General features: G+C 40.9%; 18 protein-coding genes and 10 tRNA genes. 16 read left to right on the forward strand and 12 right to left on the reverse strand.

All coding sequences use genetic code 11. The features are described 5' to 3' along the window. Positions 1-44: 44 nt before the first annotated feature. The 12 genes from rlmM to hemA all read right to left on the reverse strand — a co-directional run bounded on the left by rlmM (position 45) and on the right by hemA (position 11,415). Positions 45-1,130 carry a 23S rRNA (cytidine(2498)-2'-O)-methyltransferase RlmM gene (rlmM, locus tag J3455_RS10185; protein WP_130051188.1) on the reverse strand — a complete coding sequence of 362 codons (1,086 nt, stop codon included), beginning with the start codon at positions 1,128-1,130 and terminating at the stop codon, positions 45-47. A 9-nt stretch (positions 1,131-1,139) separates the two neighbouring features. Then, positions 1,140-1,508 (reverse strand): DUF423 domain-containing protein, encoded by a 369-nt coding sequence (locus tag J3455_RS10190; RefSeq protein ID WP_167659218.1) that lies wholly within the window; start codon positions 1,506-1,508, stop codon positions 1,140-1,142. Beyond that, on the reverse strand, positions 1,505-2,149 hold the full coding sequence (locus J3455_RS10195) for an alpha/beta family hydrolase (RefSeq protein ID WP_130051187.1): 645 nt from the start codon (positions 2,147-2,149) through the stop codon (positions 1,505-1,507). The genes J3455_RS10190 and J3455_RS10195 overlap by 4 nt, the downstream gene beginning before the upstream one ends. A 1-nt stretch (position 2,150) precedes the next feature. Beyond that, a complete protein-coding gene (locus tag J3455_RS10200) occupies positions 2,151-3,047 on the reverse strand; it encodes a transcriptional regulator GcvA (RefSeq protein ID WP_063706073.1) in 897 nt (298 codons plus the stop codon). A gap of 100 nt (positions 3,048-3,147) precedes the next feature. Next, positions 3,148-4,002 carry a 3-deoxy-8-phosphooctulonate synthase gene (kdsA, locus tag J3455_RS10205; protein ID WP_130051186.1) on the reverse strand — a complete coding sequence of 285 codons (855 nt, stop codon included), beginning with the start codon at positions 4,000-4,002 and terminating at the stop codon, positions 3,148-3,150. A gap of 9 nt (positions 4,003-4,011) precedes the next feature. Beyond that, the gene (locus J3455_RS10210) at positions 4,012-5,265 is read right to left on the reverse strand and encodes a DUF819 family protein (protein ID WP_130051185.1); all 1,254 of its coding nucleotides are present in this window, start codon (positions 5,263-5,265) and stop codon (positions 4,012-4,014) included. Between the two features lie 16 nt (positions 5,266-5,281). Then, on the reverse strand, positions 5,282-6,109 hold the full coding sequence (locus tag J3455_RS10215) for a tetratricopeptide repeat protein (protein WP_130051184.1): 828 nt from the start codon (positions 6,107-6,109) through the stop codon (positions 5,282-5,284). Between the two features lie 131 nt (positions 6,110-6,240). Continuing rightward, positions 6,241-6,615: a SirB2 family protein gene (locus J3455_RS10220; protein WP_130051183.1), complete on the reverse strand. Its 375-nt coding sequence runs from the start codon at positions 6,613-6,615 to the stop codon at positions 6,241-6,243. Between the two features lie 21 nt (positions 6,616-6,636). After that, complete coding sequence (locus J3455_RS10225) at positions 6,637-8,175, reverse strand: response regulator (protein ID WP_239977903.1); 1,539 nt, start codon at positions 8,173-8,175, stop codon at positions 6,637-6,639. 45 nt (positions 8,176-8,220) lie between these two features. Then, positions 8,221-9,063, reverse strand: a complete 843-nt coding sequence (gene prmC, locus J3455_RS10230) for a peptide chain release factor N(5)-glutamine methyltransferase (protein ID WP_286258816.1) — start codon at positions 9,061-9,063, stop codon at positions 8,221-8,223. Positions 9,064-9,065: 2 nt separating this feature from the next. After that, a complete protein-coding gene (prfA, locus tag J3455_RS10235; protein WP_054551648.1) occupies positions 9,066-10,151 on the reverse strand; it encodes a peptide chain release factor 1 in 1,086 nt (361 codons plus the stop codon). Between the two features lie 7 nt (positions 10,152-10,158). Next, positions 10,159-11,415: a glutamyl-tRNA reductase gene (gene hemA, locus J3455_RS10240; RefSeq protein ID WP_175580517.1), complete on the reverse strand. Its 1,257-nt coding sequence runs from the start codon at positions 11,413-11,415 to the stop codon at positions 10,159-10,161. An 83-nt stretch (positions 11,416-11,498) separates the two neighbouring features. On the opposite strand from hemA, the gene lolB reads away from it, so the two are divergent. The 16 genes from lolB to J3455_RS10320 all read left to right on the forward strand — a co-directional run bounded on the left by lolB (position 11,499) and on the right by J3455_RS10320 (position 18,330). Beyond that, complete coding sequence (lolB, locus tag J3455_RS10245; RefSeq protein WP_130051179.1) at positions 11,499-12,086, forward strand: lipoprotein insertase outer membrane protein LolB; 588 nt, start codon at positions 11,499-11,501, stop codon at positions 12,084-12,086. A 2-nt stretch (positions 12,087-12,088) separates the two neighbouring features. Continuing rightward, positions 12,089-12,955, forward strand: coding sequence for a 4-(cytidine 5'-diphospho)-2-C-methyl-D-erythritol kinase (gene ispE / locus J3455_RS10250; protein WP_130051178.1), 867 nt, complete (start codon positions 12,089-12,091; stop codon positions 12,953-12,955). Between the two features lie 79 nt (positions 12,956-13,034). Further along, the gene (locus J3455_RS10255) at positions 13,035-13,982 is read left to right on the forward strand and encodes a ribose-phosphate pyrophosphokinase (RefSeq protein WP_130051177.1); all 948 of its coding nucleotides are present in this window, start codon (positions 13,035-13,037) and stop codon (positions 13,980-13,982) included. Positions 13,983-14,134: 152 nt separating this feature from the next. Further along, entirely contained in the window at positions 14,135-14,746 is a 612-nt protein-coding gene (locus tag J3455_RS10260) for a 50S ribosomal protein L25/general stress protein Ctc (protein ID WP_130051176.1), read from the forward strand. 19 nt (positions 14,747-14,765) lie between these two features. After that, complete coding sequence (gene pth / locus J3455_RS10265; protein WP_349561652.1) at positions 14,766-15,350, forward strand: aminoacyl-tRNA hydrolase; 585 nt, start codon at positions 14,766-14,768, stop codon at positions 15,348-15,350. A gap of 34 nt (positions 15,351-15,384) precedes the next feature. After that, positions 15,385-16,476: a redox-regulated ATPase YchF gene (ychF, locus tag J3455_RS10270; protein WP_130051175.1), complete on the forward strand. Its 1,092-nt coding sequence runs from the start codon at positions 15,385-15,387 to the stop codon at positions 16,474-16,476. A 620-nt stretch (positions 16,477-17,096) separates the two neighbouring features. Further along, positions 17,097-17,173: transfer RNA gene (locus J3455_RS10275), tRNA-Met, on the forward strand. A 60-nt stretch (positions 17,174-17,233) separates the two neighbouring features. Beyond that, a tRNA-Leu gene (locus J3455_RS10280) sits at positions 17,234-17,318 on the forward strand. Between the two features lie 36 nt (positions 17,319-17,354). After that, positions 17,355-17,429: transfer RNA gene (locus J3455_RS10285), tRNA-Gln, on the forward strand. A 4-nt stretch (positions 17,430-17,433) separates the two neighbouring features. Next, positions 17,434-17,510: transfer RNA gene (locus J3455_RS10290), tRNA-Met, on the forward strand. Positions 17,511-17,598: 88 nt separating this feature from the next. Beyond that, a tRNA-Leu gene (locus tag J3455_RS10295) sits at positions 17,599-17,683 on the forward strand. Between the two features lie 40 nt (positions 17,684-17,723). Next, positions 17,724-17,798, forward strand: a tRNA-Gln gene (locus J3455_RS10300). A 67-nt stretch (positions 17,799-17,865) separates the two neighbouring features. After that, positions 17,866-17,950: transfer RNA gene (locus J3455_RS10305), tRNA-Leu, on the forward strand. Positions 17,951-17,990: 40 nt separating this feature from the next. Then, positions 17,991-18,065 (forward strand) — tRNA-Gln (locus tag J3455_RS10310). 67 nt (positions 18,066-18,132) lie between these two features. Further along, positions 18,133-18,217, forward strand: a tRNA-Leu gene (locus J3455_RS10315). A gap of 38 nt (positions 18,218-18,255) precedes the next feature. Beyond that, positions 18,256-18,330: transfer RNA gene (locus J3455_RS10320), tRNA-Gln, on the forward strand. The last annotated feature ends 145 nt before the right edge of the window (positions 18,331-18,475 follow it).

An 18,475-nucleotide genomic window follows, 5' to 3' on the forward strand; every position in this document is an offset into this window, starting at 1 on the left:
GGCCAATAGTTTTAGCTATTGGCCTTTTTATTTTCAAATTGATGCTAACTGTAAAGGCTTTGTGGAACCTTAGTTACATTCAAATGTACTGTGACCTCTTCACGATCGTGATACAAATGCTTGGCTTGCAGCTCGTAGCTCACTCCATATTTATCAAGCTCTTCTTTGATCATTTTCAAACATTCGTAAACGCTGTCAAAACGTTTTTTCATAGGCAACTTGAGATTAAAGATTAGCTCTTTAGCGTAGGCATTAACTGCCCAATCAATCATAAGATTAGTCACTTTTGTCGGCTTCTCTACCATGTCACACACTAACCACTGAATATTGCGCTTTTCAGGGCGATATTTAAAACCATCTACTCTGAAGTGCTTAACCTGCCCTGTTTCCATCAAATCATCATTCATTGGGCCATTATCGATTGCGCTTACAAACATTCCACGGCGCACTAGCTGATAAGTCCAACCACCTGGGCAAGCGCCTAAATCAACGCCTCGCATGCCAGGTTGCATACGTTCTTCGGCTTCATGGGGGGGAATAAACACGTTAAAGGCTTCATCGAGTTTTAAGGTAGAGCGGCTCGGCGCATCATTAGGCATACGTAAGCGCGGAATACCCATAAAGAAAGGCGAGTTGTTAAATGTATACGAATAGCCGACATAAGCACTGTCATTTGCTAAAAATAACACATGCATTACTGGTTTCTTCTCTGCAAGCTCGCGAGTTACCTTCGAGCGCTTTTCAAGCGACTTTTTCAGTGGCGTCGAAATCTTTTTGCAGAACTTAGACAGCTCTTTACCTTCGTTAGTATCGGGCGTTTCTACGCGTAAGTCACCACATTCAGGAAAGTCAGCGGCAGCATCAACAATGGCACTAACACGGTCTTCAAGTGGCATATTATCCACTAGAGTGCCAGTAAACCATTGACGCGCAAATACCATATTTTTGAAGTCGACTTTTTTTATGATTTCATCGCCGTGACTTGCATCAAAACATTCATAAACAACAATACCTGTATTTGGTTTTGTTTTAACGTAACCTGCAAAGCCTTGTTCAGCAGCTTGAAAGGTAATTTCAGCAGCGGCATCATTTTCAAAACCACTGCGACAATAAATAATTACACTCGACATAGATAACCCTTAAAACTTATATCGTGCGGCTTGAACTAACAAAATAGCCCAACCAATAATAAAACAAACGCCGCCAATAGGGGTGATAGGCCCAAGCCATTTCATGCCCGTTAATGCGAGTAAATACAAACTACCACTAAATAGAAACGTACCTGCTATAAAAAATCCACCAGCCCAACTTAGGTTCATGCCCCACTTAATTAAGATAGCAATAGCTATAAGTGCAAGGCCATGCACCATTTGATACTCAGCAGCTGTTTTAAAAATCCCAATTGCGTATTCCGAGACACGGTTTTTTAAACCATGAGCGGCAAATGCACCAAGCATCACCGAAAACATGCAGAATAAGCTGCCAACCATTAAATATAGTTTGATCATTGCTCATCTCCTGCCACTAAATTAATAATAAACTTTGCTGCATAATCAGCAGCTTGCTGTAGATTCTCTTCTTCAGTAATTCCACTTTTTTTACGTGGTTTTAGTGAATGATCACCATCTTTGAGAAATTTGATTTCTGGCGGATTAATCATTTTAAGATCAGCGAGCTCTTGCTGATTTCCAAATGTATCGCGCTCACCTTGCAGAACTAAAAAAGGACATGGTATGTCTGCAAAATGCTCTATACGAAGTTTTTCAGGTTTTCCTGGTGGGTGAAACGGATAACCAAAAGCCACAACTCCGGCTATTTTAGCTAGGCTCTGCTCGGTACAAAGCATAGAAGCCATACGCCCCCCCATTGATTTACCACCGATAAATAAAGGCAGCTCTGGCTGTCTCTCTCTCAGCACCTCTGCAAAGTATGCAAGCAACTTAGGAGCACGCTCTGGCGGTCTTCGCTTGCCTGTCTCTTTTGCAATTTGCATATATTGAAAATCAAACAACGCCACATCAATATTGAACTGACTAATAAGTTTAGCCATTGTTTGCATAAACTCAGAGTCGCTGCCCGCACCTGCGCCGTGTGCAAATATAAACTGTGCACGGGCATTGCCTGTTGCACTTTTAAACCACTGTAACATGTTAATACTCTTGTTCTTGCTCTACTAAGCTCAGCATCCAGTCTTTGAAAGACACTATTTTACCAAGCTCTGTTTGCGATTCGCGGATCACTAAATAGTAAGCATTTTTACTTTCTAATGAGTGATTAAACGGTATGACAAGTCGACCTGCATCAATATCAGGTTTAGCTAATACGCTATTACCAATAGCAACACCCTGACCATGCACCGCAGCTTGTAATACCATCGATGAGTGACTAAAAATTGGCCCTTGGTTAACTTGCACATTACGCACACCAGCCGTTTTCATCCAAGTTTTCCAATTTTTACGGGTCGTATCATGCAATAACGTATGATTCGCCAAATCACTTGGTTGATTGAGTGGCTTAGGGCCTGTTAATAATAATGGGCTACATAAAGGCACCAGATATTCAGTGTGCAGCTTATAAGTTTGCACCCCACTCCAGTGACCTCGGCCATAATAAATGGCAATATCGACATCGTCAGAAAGTGAATTCTCATCCTGATCTTGCGCTTTAATTCGCACATCAATCTCAGGGTGTAATTCATTAAATAAACTAAGTCTGGGCACTAACCATTGAATCGCAAAACTTGGCGTTAAGCTCACTGTCAGTGAACCTTTCGCACCTCGTGCAAGCAACTTTTCTGTAGCATCAATCAGCTGGGTAAAAATCTCTTTAATATCTAAAAAGTAACCTTGCCCTTCTTCGGTCAGCAATAAAGAGCGATTTTTACGCAAAAACAGTTTTAAACCTAAATGCTCTTCTAGGGTTTTAATTTGGTGACTCACCGCTGCTTGCGTTACATACAGTTCTTCTGCCGCTTTAGTAAAGCTCAAATGACGAGCCGCAGCTTCGAATGCTTTTAGCGCATTTAAGGGAGGTAAACGACGAGACATAATCACCAAGCTTAGAATTAGTTTTTCTTATGCGTCGATTATAGCGATACAAATAAAAAAAGGCGACCATGGTCGCCTTTTTCATACTTAAATAGCAAGATTACAAGTCACTAGCGCTAGTATCTAGTGGTGCAAAGCTCTTAACCAAGTCATCAACCGCTTTCATTTGCGATAAATAACCTTCTAGTTTACTTAGTGCAAGTGCACAAGGACCATCACATTTTGCTTCATTAGGATTAGGGTGTGCTTCAATGAACAGACCTGCAATACCTAATGCCATACCACTACGCGCAAGCTCTGCAGCTTGTGCACGGCGACCATCCGCAGAGTCAGCACGACCACCAGGACGCTGTAATGCGTGTGTTGCATCAAAGATAACCGGCGCCATAGGCTTCATGTCATCCATACCTAGCATATCAACCACTAGGTTGTTATAACCAAAGCTTGTGCCACGTTCACACAGCGCAACGTTGTTGTTGCCCGCTTCATTAAACTTTTTAATGATATGGCGCATTTCATGTGGCGCTAAAAACTGTGGTTTTTTCACGTTGATAATGGCGCCAGTTTTTGCCATAGCAACGACTAAATCAGTTTGTCGAGCAAGAAAAGCAGGTAATTGAATAACATCAACAACTTCAGCCACAGGTGCGGCTTGATGTGGCTCATGTACATCAGTGATTAAAGGCACATTGAAAGTAGATTTAATTTCTTCAAATATTTTTAAACCTTCTTCCATACCTGGGCCACGGTATGAATTAATTGAAGAGCGGTTTGCTTTATCAAAAGATGCTTTAAACACATATGGAATGTTTAGCTTTGATGTTACTTCTACGTAATGCTCAGCAATACGCATCGCTAAATCACGTGATTCAAGTACATTCATACCACCAAACAGCACAAATGGCTTGTTGTTGGCTAATTCAATGTCGTTAATTTTAATTAACTGGTTGTTCATTTTTATTCCTTAAGGTGCAACAGCTTGAAGCATTAATCCACAAATATAAGCCATGTAAGTACCTACACCGTAACCCAAAACAGCAAGTAAAACACCTACTGGCGCGAGAGACGGGTGGAATGCTGATGCAACAACAGGTGCAGATGCTGCGCCGCCTACATTCGCTTGAGAGCCTACTGCCATATAAAACAGTGGTGCTTTAATTAGTTTCGCGACGATTAACATTAAGCTTGCATGAGTAATCATCCAAATCGCGCCCAGTACAAAATACATTGGCGAGTCAAAAATCGCGGTAATATTCATATGTAAACCAATTGAAGCAACAAGAATATATAAAAAGCTTGATGCTACTTTTGAAGCACCAAAGGCTTCAATATGGCGAACTTTAGTAAATGATAAACTAATACCTATGGTGGTAGAAATAACAATTAACCAAAAGAATTTACTATTTAAACTATACTCTTGCGCCCAAGGGAAATTAGCCCCAAAAAACGGACCTAAAAAGTCTGCACAAAAATGAGCAAGGCCAGTAATACCAAAGGCAATAGCAATAATCGTCATGTAATCATTTAAGGTTGGCATACGCGCATGCTCAGCATGATACTTTTCAACGCGCTCTTTTAAATCTTCAATTGCACGAGTATCTGCCCCTGTTTTGGCATCAATCGCCTTATGATTAGCTGCCATTAATAATAACACCGCCATCCATAAGTTCGCCACGATGACATCAACAGTTACCATTGCAGAGAAAATATCACCGCCCACTTCAAACATTTCTTTCATTGATGCTTGGTTTGCACCACCACCAATCCAGCTACCAGCAATGGTCGTCATACCGCGCCATACAGCATCAGGGCCATGGCCTCCGACAGCTTCAGGGTAAACCGCACTCATTACTAAGATAGCGAGTGGTCCACCAATAACGATACCCATGGTACCCGTTAAAAACATTATTAATGCTTTAGGACCAAGGTTAATAATGGCTTTTAAATCAATACTAATGGTCAGCAATATTAAGCAGGCTGGCAGTAAATAACGTGATGCAACAAAATAAACATTTGAAGAGTGACCATCAACAATACCAAAAGTATTCAGTAATGATGGTAAAAAGTAGCAAAGTAATAATGCCGGTACGTATTTATAAAATTTTTGGCACGCAGCATTATTACTGTGAGAGGTTTTAAAAATAAACCCCAAAATAACGGCAAGCAAACCAAGTACGACTGCGTCATTGGTAATTAGCGCACTGTGGGCGTCAGTCATAAATGTTCCTTTAAAATTAGTGGTGTGTATTATTGTTGTCTTCTATTTCAGCAATTTGATGCTGAATAACTTCGATAGCAGGATCATCTGGGCACTCGTTAATAAAGTACTGCAAATCATCGCGGGCCATTTTTGGGCAATCTAGCTGATTAAGTAAATAACCACGGTCACGACGCTCATAAGGGTCATCACCAAGTAATTCCATCAACATTTCAACACAATGCAAAGCATGACCAAATTTACTTTCGCTAATAAAAGACCATTTTTGCTGAGCTAAATATAATTTATATAGCTCTTCATCAAAAATCAGCTCAAGAGGTTCTTGTTCATCACCATTTTCTTCACACGCATTCTCTGGTGTTATATACCAGCTCTGCTGTCCCGTGCTGGGCTCAATTAAATAACCTTCTTCATCACTCATACCAACATGAACGTGCACGTCTCCTTGACTAAGAGTAACAGTCGCGTCCAATTCAGCATGTTGCAATAAATGACAAAGTAAAACTGCCAGCGTGGTTTGTGTACCACTGCGCATGGTAATGGTGTAGCTAAAACTATTTAACGTATACTCAGGCACTTTTAAGCTTGATGAGCTAAATAGCCATTGTTGATAAAAGGTATCAAGTAACTTATCGAGACGCTCATGTGGCTCTTTTAATTCAGCGCAAAGAGCTGTTACCGTGTCTTCAAGCTCATTGAGGGTGTCATAACAGGCTGTTAAATCAGCTTGATGATCCCACTTCAATTCAGCGTCGATACAACGATAAAGCACTTTCGAAGAAAATGCGTCAAAGGCCTCTTCTTGATAGGATTCATTTTGATCTTCAAACCAAGGGGTGGTCATTTATACTGCTACATCTCTTACAAAAACGAACAGCTAGTTTACCTACTTTTCCCCTAAGTTACCAATACTGAGCGATGAGATATAAAAAAGCGGTATGACAACCTAGGCCATCAAATACCGCTTAGAGATTCTTAAAGAAGAAGTGCTGTTTTAGCAGAGGCTAAATAGCCAATTGCCAATAAGATGAGTGTGGTGATTACAAGTAATACGAGCTTCGCACTTTTTGCATTTTGCTTAGCAGCAACAACACCTAACACAATGTATGCAATAACTAAGATTATCTTTTCTAATAACCAAGACTGCTCTAAAGGGTTAAATCCTGCCATCACAATCAATACCACTGCAGAAACTAGCAGTAAAGTGTCGATACTATGACTACCAATAAATACCACTTTATTTTTTGCCAAAGTACCCGATTTTAAGCGTGAAAACGAACGAACGTAAAATAAGATAATACTCAACACGGCAAACAGCATGTGAGTATGTTTTACTGCTAAATAATCCATATGCCCCTAATTTTGCTTTAATTAATCTGGATAACGTACAAGTACGTCTTCGATTTCTTTAACCCGCTGATTAAACACTTCAATTAACTTCGGATCAAATTGTTTGCCCTGTTGCGAGTTAATTTCCTTGATTACATCTTCAAGTGACCACGGCTCTTTATAACAGCGTTTATGACGTAGCGCATCAAACACATCAGCTAATGCTACAATGCGACCTGCAATTGGAATTTCCTCACCTTTTAAACCTTTCGGATAGCCTGAACCATCCCAACGCTCATGATGTGATAAAGCAATAATGGCTCCTGTATTAACAATGTCACGATTTGAATCTTTTAAAATTAAATGACCTTTTTCAGCATGCTGCTGCATGATAGCCCATTCTTCATCGGTGAGCGGCCCTGGCTTATTTAAAATTGCATCAGGAATACCCACTTTACCTACATCATGTAGGGGCGCTGCTAAGCGAATAAGTTCAGCTTCGCGTTTGGGTAAACCATAGCCCAAGGCCAATTCATAGCAAATGTGCGAAACACGTTTTACATGGTTACCGGTTTCCGTTGAGCGTTGCTCTAACGCTTCACTAAGCCTAAATACTAACTCTTGCTGTGTTGCTTCAATTTCAGATTGTAACTGTACATTTTCATACGCCAACTGCACATTTTGTGAAAAAATTTCAATCAGATGACGCTGAGTGTCTGTTAAATGCTTAGGGATACCGGAAATAAATAACATCGAGTTGTGATTACATTCACTACAACAATAAGCAAATAAATAATTTTCACGGTAGACGATGGTTTTTTCGTTCAGTGCTTGCTGGCAGGCTTGCAACTGCTCATTATCTAGGACTTCTTCGATAGCCTTACCTTCACTACGTTCAAACTCACCACGCCCCGAAAATACCACTAACTTCTTTTGATTATCCTGCGGGTTACTGGCAACTAAGCTTGTTGCATACATTGCTTGATCTACAGTACCGAGTAATGAGGTGAGTTGTTGCATCACCCCTTCAATAAAGCTCTCAAGTGAATGAGTTGAGAAAATATCACGTGATGCTTTAATAATTTTTTCAAGGCCTTGACGAGATTGCTCAATCGATAAAATGTCACGGTAAGAACGTAAACTCGACATAACCACGGTAAAAAGTTTCTGTGCAGTTAGCTCAGTTTTTGACTTGTAGTCATTGATATCGTAGTTAACTATCACTTGTCGCTCAGGTGCTTGACCTGGCTGACCGGTACGAAGAATGATACGAATGTGATTATTTTTTGCAGTTTCGCGAATAAACTTAGCAACCTTAAGGCCTGCGTCGTCAGTTTCCATTACCACATCAAGTAATACGATGGCAGCATCTGGATGCTGCTCAATTACCTCTTTGGCTTCTTCACCCGAATAGGCACTAATAAACTCTAAGCGTTTATCTTGAAATTCAAAGTCACTCAACGCAAGCTTTGTTACGGCATGTACTTCTGGCTCATCATCGACGATGATGACTTTCCAACTACCCTGAACCACCTCATTAACTTCATCAAGTGCTTCATCCGAAAACAAAAAATCATCCATTGTATGGGACCCTCAAAGGCTATGTACGCACAGTGCTCTTCATGATTATTTAGGCCATTGTGCTAAGGTTACACGGTCATTACCGCCAAGATCTTTAATTGTAAGTATATGGCTATACGACATTTGTGCAAAAAATTCTTGTACCTTCACACTTTGTTTGTAGCCATGTTCAATTAAAAGATAGCCATTTGTCGTTAAATAGTCACGCGCGCTAGTAATAATTTGTTTAATATCAGCCATACCGTCATCATCTGCAACTAATGCAGAGAGCGGTTCAAAGCGAACATCACCTTGGCTTAAGTGCTCATCATCATGTTCAATATACGGAGGATTGCTGACAATTAGGTCAAACTTTTCTGTACTTACTGCACTAAACCAATTGCTCAACGTAAAAGTGGCGTTGTTAATACTAAGTCGTTGTTTGTTCTCTTGGGCAAGCTCAACTGCATCAGCAACTCTATCAACCCCTGTCACCTGCCAATTTGGCATTTCACTGGCTAATGCTAAGGCAATTGCCCCTGTTCCCGTGCCTAAATCAAGCACCTTGGCATCAGCAGGTAATTCAAGACCTAAAGCATACTCAACTAAAGTTTCGGTATCAGGTCTTGGGATCAAAGTCGTTGGGTTAACCTTCAAAGGAAGGCTCCAAAATTCACGAAAGCCAACAATGTGAGCAACGGGTTCACCATTTAAACGGCGCTGACATGCTTGTTCAAAATCAAGTTGTTGCTGTTCGGTAAGTTGTTTTTCTGGCCAGGTAAATAAGTAACTGCGTGGTTTATCAAGAATGGATAATAAGAGGACTTGTGCGTCTAGCTTAGCACTGTCGCTGCTAGGCGTTAATAACGCCGTTGCAGCAACAATTGCTTGTTCAATGCTTTGCGGCACGATTATTCATCGCCCATCGCAGCAAGTAAATCAGCTTGGTGTTCTTGCATTAGAGGTTCAATAACACTGCCCAAATCACCTGCAACTACTTCATTTAAACGGTAAAGCGTTAAATTAATACGGTGATCTGTGATACGACCCTGCGGGTAATTATAAGTACGAATACGCTCAGAACGGTCACCACTACCTACTAGGTTACGACGCTCTGATGCTTCAGCCGCTTGACGCTTTTCATCTTCAGCTTGTTGTAAGCGCGCACCAAGTACTGACATCGCTTTAGCACGGTTTTTATGCTGTGAACGTTCATCCTGACACTCTACAACTACGCCCGTTGGAATATGCGTAATACGGATTGCTGAGTCAGTTTTATTTACGTGCTGACCACCGGCACCCGATGCACGGAAAGTATCTACTTTAATATCCGCAGGATTAATCTCAATTGCTTCCGCTTCAGGGATTTCAGCCATGACTGCTACAGTACACGCAGATGTATGAACACGGCCTTGCGATTCTGTCTCTGGTACACGTTGTACACGGTGCGCACCTGATTCGAACTTCAGCTGACCATAAACACCTTCACCTGAGATATGTGCAATCACTTCTTTATAACCGCCGTGCTCACCTTCATTAGTACTAACGACTTCCACTTTCCACTTTTTAGTTTCAGCGTAGCGACTGTACATACGGAATAAGTCACCTGCGAAGATAGCAGCTTCATCACCACCGGTACCGGCACGAACCTCTAGGTAGACGTTATTATTGTCTTTAGGGTCCTTAGGTAACATTAGAATTTGGATTTCGTCTTCTAAAGCAATTATTTGTGCTTTTGCTTCTTTATATTCTTCTTGCGCCATTTCACGCATATCAGGATCAGAGTCTTTTAACATTTCTTCAGCAGTAGCAACATCATCTTGTGCTTGTTGGTAAGCTAAAAATGCTTTTACGATTTCTTCTAATTCTGAGTATTCTTTAGATAAGGCACGAAAGCGATTTTGGTCGCTGATCACAGAGGGGTCGCTTAGTAGCGCTTGCACTTCCTCATAACGCTCAACTAAGGTTTCTAATTTTCTATAAACAGACTCTTTCATTTAACGACTATTCCTGATCAATACCTAACATTTTCTTTAATTGGCTTAACTCCGCTGCTTCACCTTTTTTAGCAGCATCTTGAATGGCACGGGTAGGTGCGTGCATCAAGCGGTTGGTCAGTTTGTTTGCCAACTCGAGTATAACTTTTTCAGCTTCTTTACCTGCTTGCAGCTGGCCTAAGGCTTTTTCGACAAGTTCTGACTTTATATCTTGTACATCGTTGCGATAATGGCGAATTAAATCCACCGAATCGAGTGAACGCAACCACATAGCAAATTCATCGGTACGTGAGCGAATAATAGCTTGTGCTTGCTCAGCAGCCTGCTCACGGGCGGCGATATTCTCGCTTACTATGGCTTGTAAGTCATCAACTGAATACAAATAGGCCGCATCTAATTCGCCTACTTGGCTCTCGATATCACGTGGTACTGCAATATCAATAAATAACATTGGTTTGTGACGGCGCTTTTTCAGCGCTTGTTCTACTACCCCTTTACCAATGATGGGCAAAGTACTGGCGGTTGAACTAATTACAATATCTGCATCATGTAAACGCTCAGGTAACTGAGCTAATGCAATGACATCCGCATTAACATCATCTGCTAACGTTTTAGCTCGTTCAATAGTACGGTTAGCAACTGTTATTTTTTGCGGATCATTTTGGTATAAGTGTTTAGCAACCAGCTCTATCGTCTCACCTGCCCCAATAAGCAATACATTGGTTTTATCTAATTTGCCATAAATGTGCTTAGCAAGATTAACAGCTGCATAAGCAACAGATACCGCACTGGCACCAATATCAGTTTCGGTACGAACTTGTTTTGCAACTGAAAATGTTTTTTGAAATAAACGGTCGAAGGTTACACCTATCGCATCATGGGTTTTCGCATTATGGTAAGCTTGCTTTATTTGCCCTAAAATTTGCGGCTCACCGAGTACTAACGAATCTAAACCACATGAAACCCGCATTAAATGGTTAATTGCTTCATGATCTTCATGATAATAAACATTATTGCTCAGTTCCTGTTCATCCAACCCATGGAAACTGGCTAACCAGTGCAACAGGGTTTGGGAATTACGCTCGGCAAGGCTACAATAGATTTCAGTTCGGTTGCAGGTCGAAACAATAACCGCCTCATTAAAATGCGAGTGACCACTTAATTGCTGCAACGCCTCAGACATTTGCTCTGGCGAAAAAGCGACTTTTTCACGTAATTCTACGGATGCGGTTTTGTGATTTATACCAAGTGCTACGATGGTCATATGTACCAAATATTGCTAAGCCCAGCTGTAAAGGCGTTAATTTTACCAAAAATCAGCGGAATATGGAAAGTAAGGAACGACATTTGATTAAACAATATTTGATTTTATTCATATTTTTTTTATTTATAGGTGGCTGTGCGCAAAAAATTTCAACAGTTGATTACATTTATCCCGACTGGAAAAGCCGATTAGAACAACAAGCTCAGTGGCAAGTACAAGGCAAAATGGCATTTATTAGTACAGAGCAACGCCAATCCGCCAATTTAAATTGGCAGCACGATGAGCAGCACAGTGAAATGGTACTCACCAGTTTTATTGGTACTCGCATCCTATCTTTAAAACAAAATGCACAAGGTGCTGAACTTGAATATGACGGCGATGTTTATACAGATAGTGATGCCTCAATGTTATTATATCGCCTAACAGGTTTTTCAATCCCATTAGATAACGCGGCAAAATGGCTAAAAGGAACTGTAGAAAACGAACAAGCCAGCTTTGATGAGCAAGGTCGTTTAAAAAAACTTATATGGCAAGCTCAAGATGGTCAGCAATGGCAGATTAGCTATTCAAATTACATCAAACATAATGGCTATTGGCTTCCTGTTAAGCTAAGCCTTAAAAACCAAAAAATTCGTATTAAAATTCAACTTAATGATTGGCAGTTAAATTAATAATGACGCAAGCTTCAACCGCCCCGCTAACTTTAATAGCACCAGCAAAACTTAATTTATTTCTTCATATAAATGGTCGCCGTGAAGATGGCTACCATGAACTAGAAACTTTATTTACCTTTTTAGAATTTGGTGATGACTTAACATTTACAGTGACCAATGATCTGGACATAAATGTAAAGGGTGATACCAGCGGCATTGAGTTAACAGACAATCTTATATACAAAGCAGCCCGTTTATTACAACAGCATTGTGATTGCCAACAAGGCGTTTCTATAGAATTATTAAAACGCTTGCCTATGGGCGGTGGCGTCGGTGGTGGTTCATCCGATGCGGCCACTACCCTATTAGCTCTCAATAAGCTATGGGGCTGTGATTTATCACTCGCAGAGTTAGCAAAACTTGGAGTAACATTAGGCGCCGATGTTCCGGTGTTTATTAATGGTCACAGCGCGATTGCTCATGGTATTGGCGAGCAGTTAGAAAATGTTGAATTACCGCGAAGCTGGTTTTGTGTTATTCATCCAGGGGAACATGTCAGCACCGCGAAAATTTTTACTCACCCTGATTTAAAACGCGACACTCCCAAGCTAAAAGCAGACTGGCAAATAGAAAATTTAGGCAACGATTGTGAGGCTTTAGTTAAAAAGCTCTGCCCCGAGGTTGAAAAAGCCCTGCAGTGGTTGCTAAAATACGCACCGTCAAAGATGACTGGTACAGGCGCTTGCTGCTTTGCTGAGTTTTCAACCGAGGCAGAAGCACAACAAGTTTTAGCTCAATTACCAGAAAAATGGACAGGTTTTGTTGCAAGTAGTGCTACACTTTCACCTGCTCATACAGCATTAAATGCTCACTTTGAAATGAAGTAACGTACAAGTAAATGTTAACCTGCTTTGGTGCCTACCATAGCCTGTTAGTCCCAAAATTCAGTGCCTGAGGAACCCTACCGTGCCTGACATGAAGCTCTTCGCTGGTAACGCAACACCTGAGCTAGCTCAAAAAGTTGCAAAACGTTTGTATATTGAATTAGGCGATGCTGTTGTTGGCCGTTTTAGTGACGGTGAGATCAGTGTTCAAATTAATGAAAATGTTCGTGGCTCTGACGTTTTCATTGTCCAATCAACCTGTAACCCCACTAACGATAACCTGATGGAGCTTATCGTTATGGTTGATGCCCTACGTCGTGCATCTGCTGGACGTATTACCGCAGTTATTCCTTATTTTGGTTACTCACGTCAAGACCGCCGCGTGCGTTCTGCGCGTGTTCCAATAACAGCTAAAGTAGTTGCAGATTTCCTTTCAAGTGTTGGGGTTGACCGCGTTCTGACGGTTGATTTACACGCTGAACAAATCCAAGGTTTCTTCGACGTACCAGTTGATAACGTATTTGGTAGCCCAGTGCTACTTGAAGATATGAAAGAACGCGACTTCGATGATGTTGTGGTTGTTTCTCCTGACATCGGTGGTGTTGTTCGTGCTCGTGCAATCGCTAAGCTATTAAACGACACAGACCTTGCTATTATTGACAAGCGTCGTCCGCAAGCAAACGTTTCACAAGTAATGCACATTATTGGTGACGTTGAAGGTCGTGACTGTATCATCGTTGATGATATGATCGATACTGGTGGCACTTTATGTAAGGCAGCGGCAGCACTTAAAGAGCACGGTGCAAAACGCGTATTTGCTTACGCAACTCACCCTGTGCTTTCAGGTGATGCAGCTGAGAACATCCGTAATTCAGTGATTGACGAAGTTATCGTAACTGACTCAATTACATTAACTGATGAGCTTAAAGCAATTGATAAAATCAAAGTGCTCACGCTTGCAGATATGCTTGCTGAAACAATCCGTCGTATCAGCAACGAAGAATCTATTTCAGCGATGTTTGAACACTAATCAAAGTCACTGAAATACTATAAAAAGCACCGCCTAGGTGCTTTTTTTGTAGTCGTTATTTATTTTCCCTGAAAGGGGTGGTATGATAGCGCGCCTTTTGGCTGGGGACCTTGGTCGCAAAGGCCCTAAGACTATTAATTATTGGAGACATTATGTCAACTTACACATACAATGCAGAATTACGTACAGAAACAGGTACTGGTGCGAGCCGCCGCCTACGCCGTGAAGATAAAGTTCCTGCAATCCTTTACGGTGCTGACAAAGAAGCTGCATCAATCGTTCTTGCACACAAAGATATGATCAAAGCGCAAGAAGACGAAGGTTTCTACACGCATATCCTTACTTTAAACATCGGTGGCGAGTCAGTTGAAGCTATCCTTAAAGATATTCAACGTCACCCGTTCAAGCCTAAGATCACTCACTTAGACTTCCAACGTGTAGATGCTACTCACAAACTTCACACTAAAGTGCCAGTACACTTCATCGGTGAAGACAAAGTAACTAAAGCAGGCAACACAGTTGTTCACCAATTAACTGAAATCGAAATCACGTGTCTTCCTAAGTCACTTCCTGAGTTCGTAGAAGTTGATGTTGCTGATCTAGTAGCGGGTGATTCAATCCACCTTTCTGACCTTAAACTTCCTTCAGGTGTTTCATCTGTTGAGCTAGCTAAAGGCGCTGATCACGATCAGTCAGTTGTTACTATCAAAGCTAACAAAGCAGCTCCTGCTGAAGACGAAGCTTCAGAAGACGCTGCAGAATAATTTTTAAGGTGTAAACACCTTGAATTCTATTCAAATGCTTGTGGGCCTGGCTAATCCAGGCCCCGAATACGCAAATACACGCCATAATGCAGGTGCTTGGTTCATCGAAGAACTGGCTGCACGTTATAACTGCACACTCAAACATGATCCAAAATATCACGGCCTCACTGGCAAAGTGATTATTCAAGGCCAAGAATTTAAATTACTGATCCCTACGACTTATATGAATTTAAGTGGTAAAGCGGTGAGTAGTCTCGCTAATTTCTTTAAAATTCCTGTAGAGAACATTCTCGTTGCACACGATGAAATGGACTTAGAACCAGGGGTTGCAAAACTTAAAAAAGGTGGTGGCCACGGCGGTCACAACGGTTTAAAAGATATTATTGCGAAAATGGCAAACCAAAGAGATTTCATGCGTCTTCGTATTGGCATTGGTCATCCTGGTCACCGAGAAATGGTAACAGGCTGGGTGCTAGGTAAAGCTGCGAAAGACGATCAAGAAAAAATGGACGCCGCCGTTGACGAAGCAGTTCGTTGTATGGAAATACTTGCAAAAGATGGTGTGTTAAAAGCACAAAACAGACTACATTCATTTAAACCTTAATCCGTTTTAATGAAATTACACAAGGTATCTTACTATGGGTTTTAAATGTGGCATCGTTGGTTTGCCAAACGTTGGTAAATCAACACTATTTAATGCACTAACTAAAGCGGGTATTGAAGCCGCTAACTTCCCTTTCTGTACCATCGAACCAAATACGGGTGTGGTACCGGTTCCTGATGCGCGCTTAAATGATTTAGCCGCTATCGTAAATCCTCAGCGTATTTTACCAACGACGATGGAATTCGTTGATATTGCCGGTCTAGTAAAAGGTGCATCTAAAGGTGAAGGTTTAGGTAACCAGTTCCTAGCAAACATTCGTGAAACAGATGCGATTGGTCATGTTGTTCGTTGTTTTGAAGATGAAAACATTGTTCACGTTGCTGGCACAATTGACCCTGCTGATGATATTGATGTAATTAACACTGAATTAGTACTGGCTGATATGGACAGTGCTGACAAAGCCATTTTACGTAATGCTAAAAAAGCTAAAGGCGGCGACAAAGACGCTAAAGAACAAAATGCTGTTTTAGAAAAAGTGAAAGTACATCTAGATGAAGGTTTAACGTTACGTTCTTTAGAACTAACAAAAGAAGAACAGGCTGCAATTAAGCCTCTTAACTTCTTAACAATTAAACCAACTATGTACATTGCTAACGTAGCAGAAGATGGTTTTGAAAATAACCCTTACCTAGATAAAGTACGTGAAATTGCTGCTGCAGAAGATGCCGTTGTTATTCCAGTATGTGCTGCTATTGAATCTGAGTTATCTGAGCTTGAAGAAGAAGATAAATTAGAATTTATGGCTGACTTAGGTTTAGAAGAGCCAGGTCTTAACTTAGTGATCCGCGGTGGTTACGAGTTACTTAAATTACAAACATACTTCACTGCAGGCGTAAAAGAAGTACGTGCATGGACAATCCCTGTAGGTGCAACTGCGCCACAAGCTGCGGGTAAAATCCACACTGACTTTGAGCGTGGCTTTATCCGTGCACAAACTATCGCATTTGATGACTACATTGCGTTTAAAGGTGAAAGTGGTGCTAAAGAAGCAGGTAAAATGCGCCAAGAAGGTAAAGAATACATCGTTAAAGATGGTGATGTAATGAACTTCTTATTTAACGTATAAGCATTTTCGCTAGTTTTATTTTTAAAAGGCTCGTTATTACGAGCCTTTTTTATTACCTAAGTTTTGCTAGCTTTGTAGATAATGCTAGTCTTAAAGATGCCTGTCACTTTAGGGGATTAATGTTCTTTAATTTACGTGTATTGATTACAAATCGTATTTCTACACATATGAGTTAAGCAAGCTGATCTCAACAACAGTTTAACCAGAAAGTTAATAAGGTCAGTATCAATTCAATCTACCCTATTGCTGAATTAATGAACCAATAATAGGTAAAAGTGCAAACTATTTTTAGCTAAAGTGCTTATTGAAAACCCTTAACTTTGACTTTTATGCGATTAAACAGCCTAAAAGAACACACTAACTAATTTTGCAACTTGATTTTTGTTTAAAAATCAATCAGATTAAAATCAGTGTAATAGCAACCTCAAAGCAGATTGCAGTTTTAAATTGGCAAATAGCTGTCAAAAAAACAGCAATTCAAATGAAATTTAGCCACTTAGCTTAATTTTAGCGCAAACAAACACAGATAAGCGTTTTTTTGCAAAAAAGGTGTTGACGGATTTAGGTCATATCAGCATAATACGCCCCGCACTCAGCGATGAAGTGCTAACAAAAAAGATGGCTAAGTAGCTCAGTTGGTTAGAGCACATCACTCATAATGATGGGGTCACAGGTTCAAATCCCGTCTTAGCCACCATTCTTTTTGTTGCTCAATGAAGAGTTTAAAATAACTACCAGTACTTTAAGTACAAATGATGCGGGAGTGGCGGAATTGGTAGACGCGCTGGATTTAGGTTCCAGTAACTTCGGTTGTGAGAGTTCAAGTCTCTCCTTCCGCACCATGTTCTTGATAAGAACTAAAACTATCAAGCTTTTGTTGGGATATCGCCAAGCGGTAAGGCAGCAGGTTTTGATCCTGCCATTCCCAGGTTCAAATCCTGGTATCCCAGCCACAATGGCTAAGTAGCTCAGTTGGTTAGAGCACATCACTCATAATGATGGGGTCACAGGTTCAAATCCCGTCTTAGCCACCATTCTTTCTTTAGAATGGCTCTACAGGAGTTTAAACTGTACTCAATGAAGAGTTTAAAATAACTACCAGTACTTTTAAGTACAAATGATGCGGGAGTGGCGGAATTGGTAGACGCGCTGGATTTAGGTTCCAGTAACTTCGGTTGTGAGAGTTCAAGTCTCTCCTTCCGCACCATGTTCTTGATAAGAACCAAAACTATCAACTTATTCTTTGTTGGGATATCGCCAAGCGGTAAGGCAGCAGGTTTTGATCCTGCCATTCCCAGGTTCAAATCCTGGTATCCCAGCCACTTTCTCTACCAAGAGAGTGTTGAAGAATGTCTCTAGCTAAGAGTTGAAAGTAGCAACCCTTTTGATGCGGGAGTGGCGGAATTGGTAGACGCGCTGGATTTAGGTTCCAGTAACTTCGGTTGTGAGAGTTCAAGTCTCTCCTTCCGCACCATGTTCTTGATAAGAACCAAAACTATCAAATTATTCTTTGTTGGGATATCGCCAAGCGGTAAGGCAGCAGGTTTTGATCCTGCCATTCCCAGGTTCAAATCCTGGTATCCCAGCCACTTTCTCTACCAAGAAAGTGTTGAAGAATGTCTCTAGCTAAGAGTTGAAAATAGCAAATTATTTGATGCGGGAGTGGCGGAATTGGTAGACGCGCTGGATTTAGGTTCCAGTAACTTCGGTTGTGAGAGTTCAAGTCTCTCCTTCCGCACCATGTTCTTAAGTAGAACTAAAACTCTTCAAGTTTAGCGTTGGGATATCGCCAAGCGGTAAGGCAGCAGGTTTTGATCCTGCCATTCCCAGGTTCAAATCCTGGTATCCCAGCCAACTAACTTCCCTTTCTAATTTCTAATTTCTAATTTCTAATTTCTAATTTCTAATTTCTAATTTCTAATTTCTAATTTCTAATTTCTAATTTCTAATTTCTAATTTCTAATTTCTAATTTCTAATTTCTAATTTCTAATTTCTAAT

Source organism: Pseudoalteromonas sp. NFXS39 (genome assembly GCF_040148775.1).
In the GTDB taxonomy this organism is placed as follows: Bacteria; Pseudomonadota; Gammaproteobacteria; order Enterobacterales; family Alteromonadaceae; genus Pseudoalteromonas; species Pseudoalteromonas apostichopi.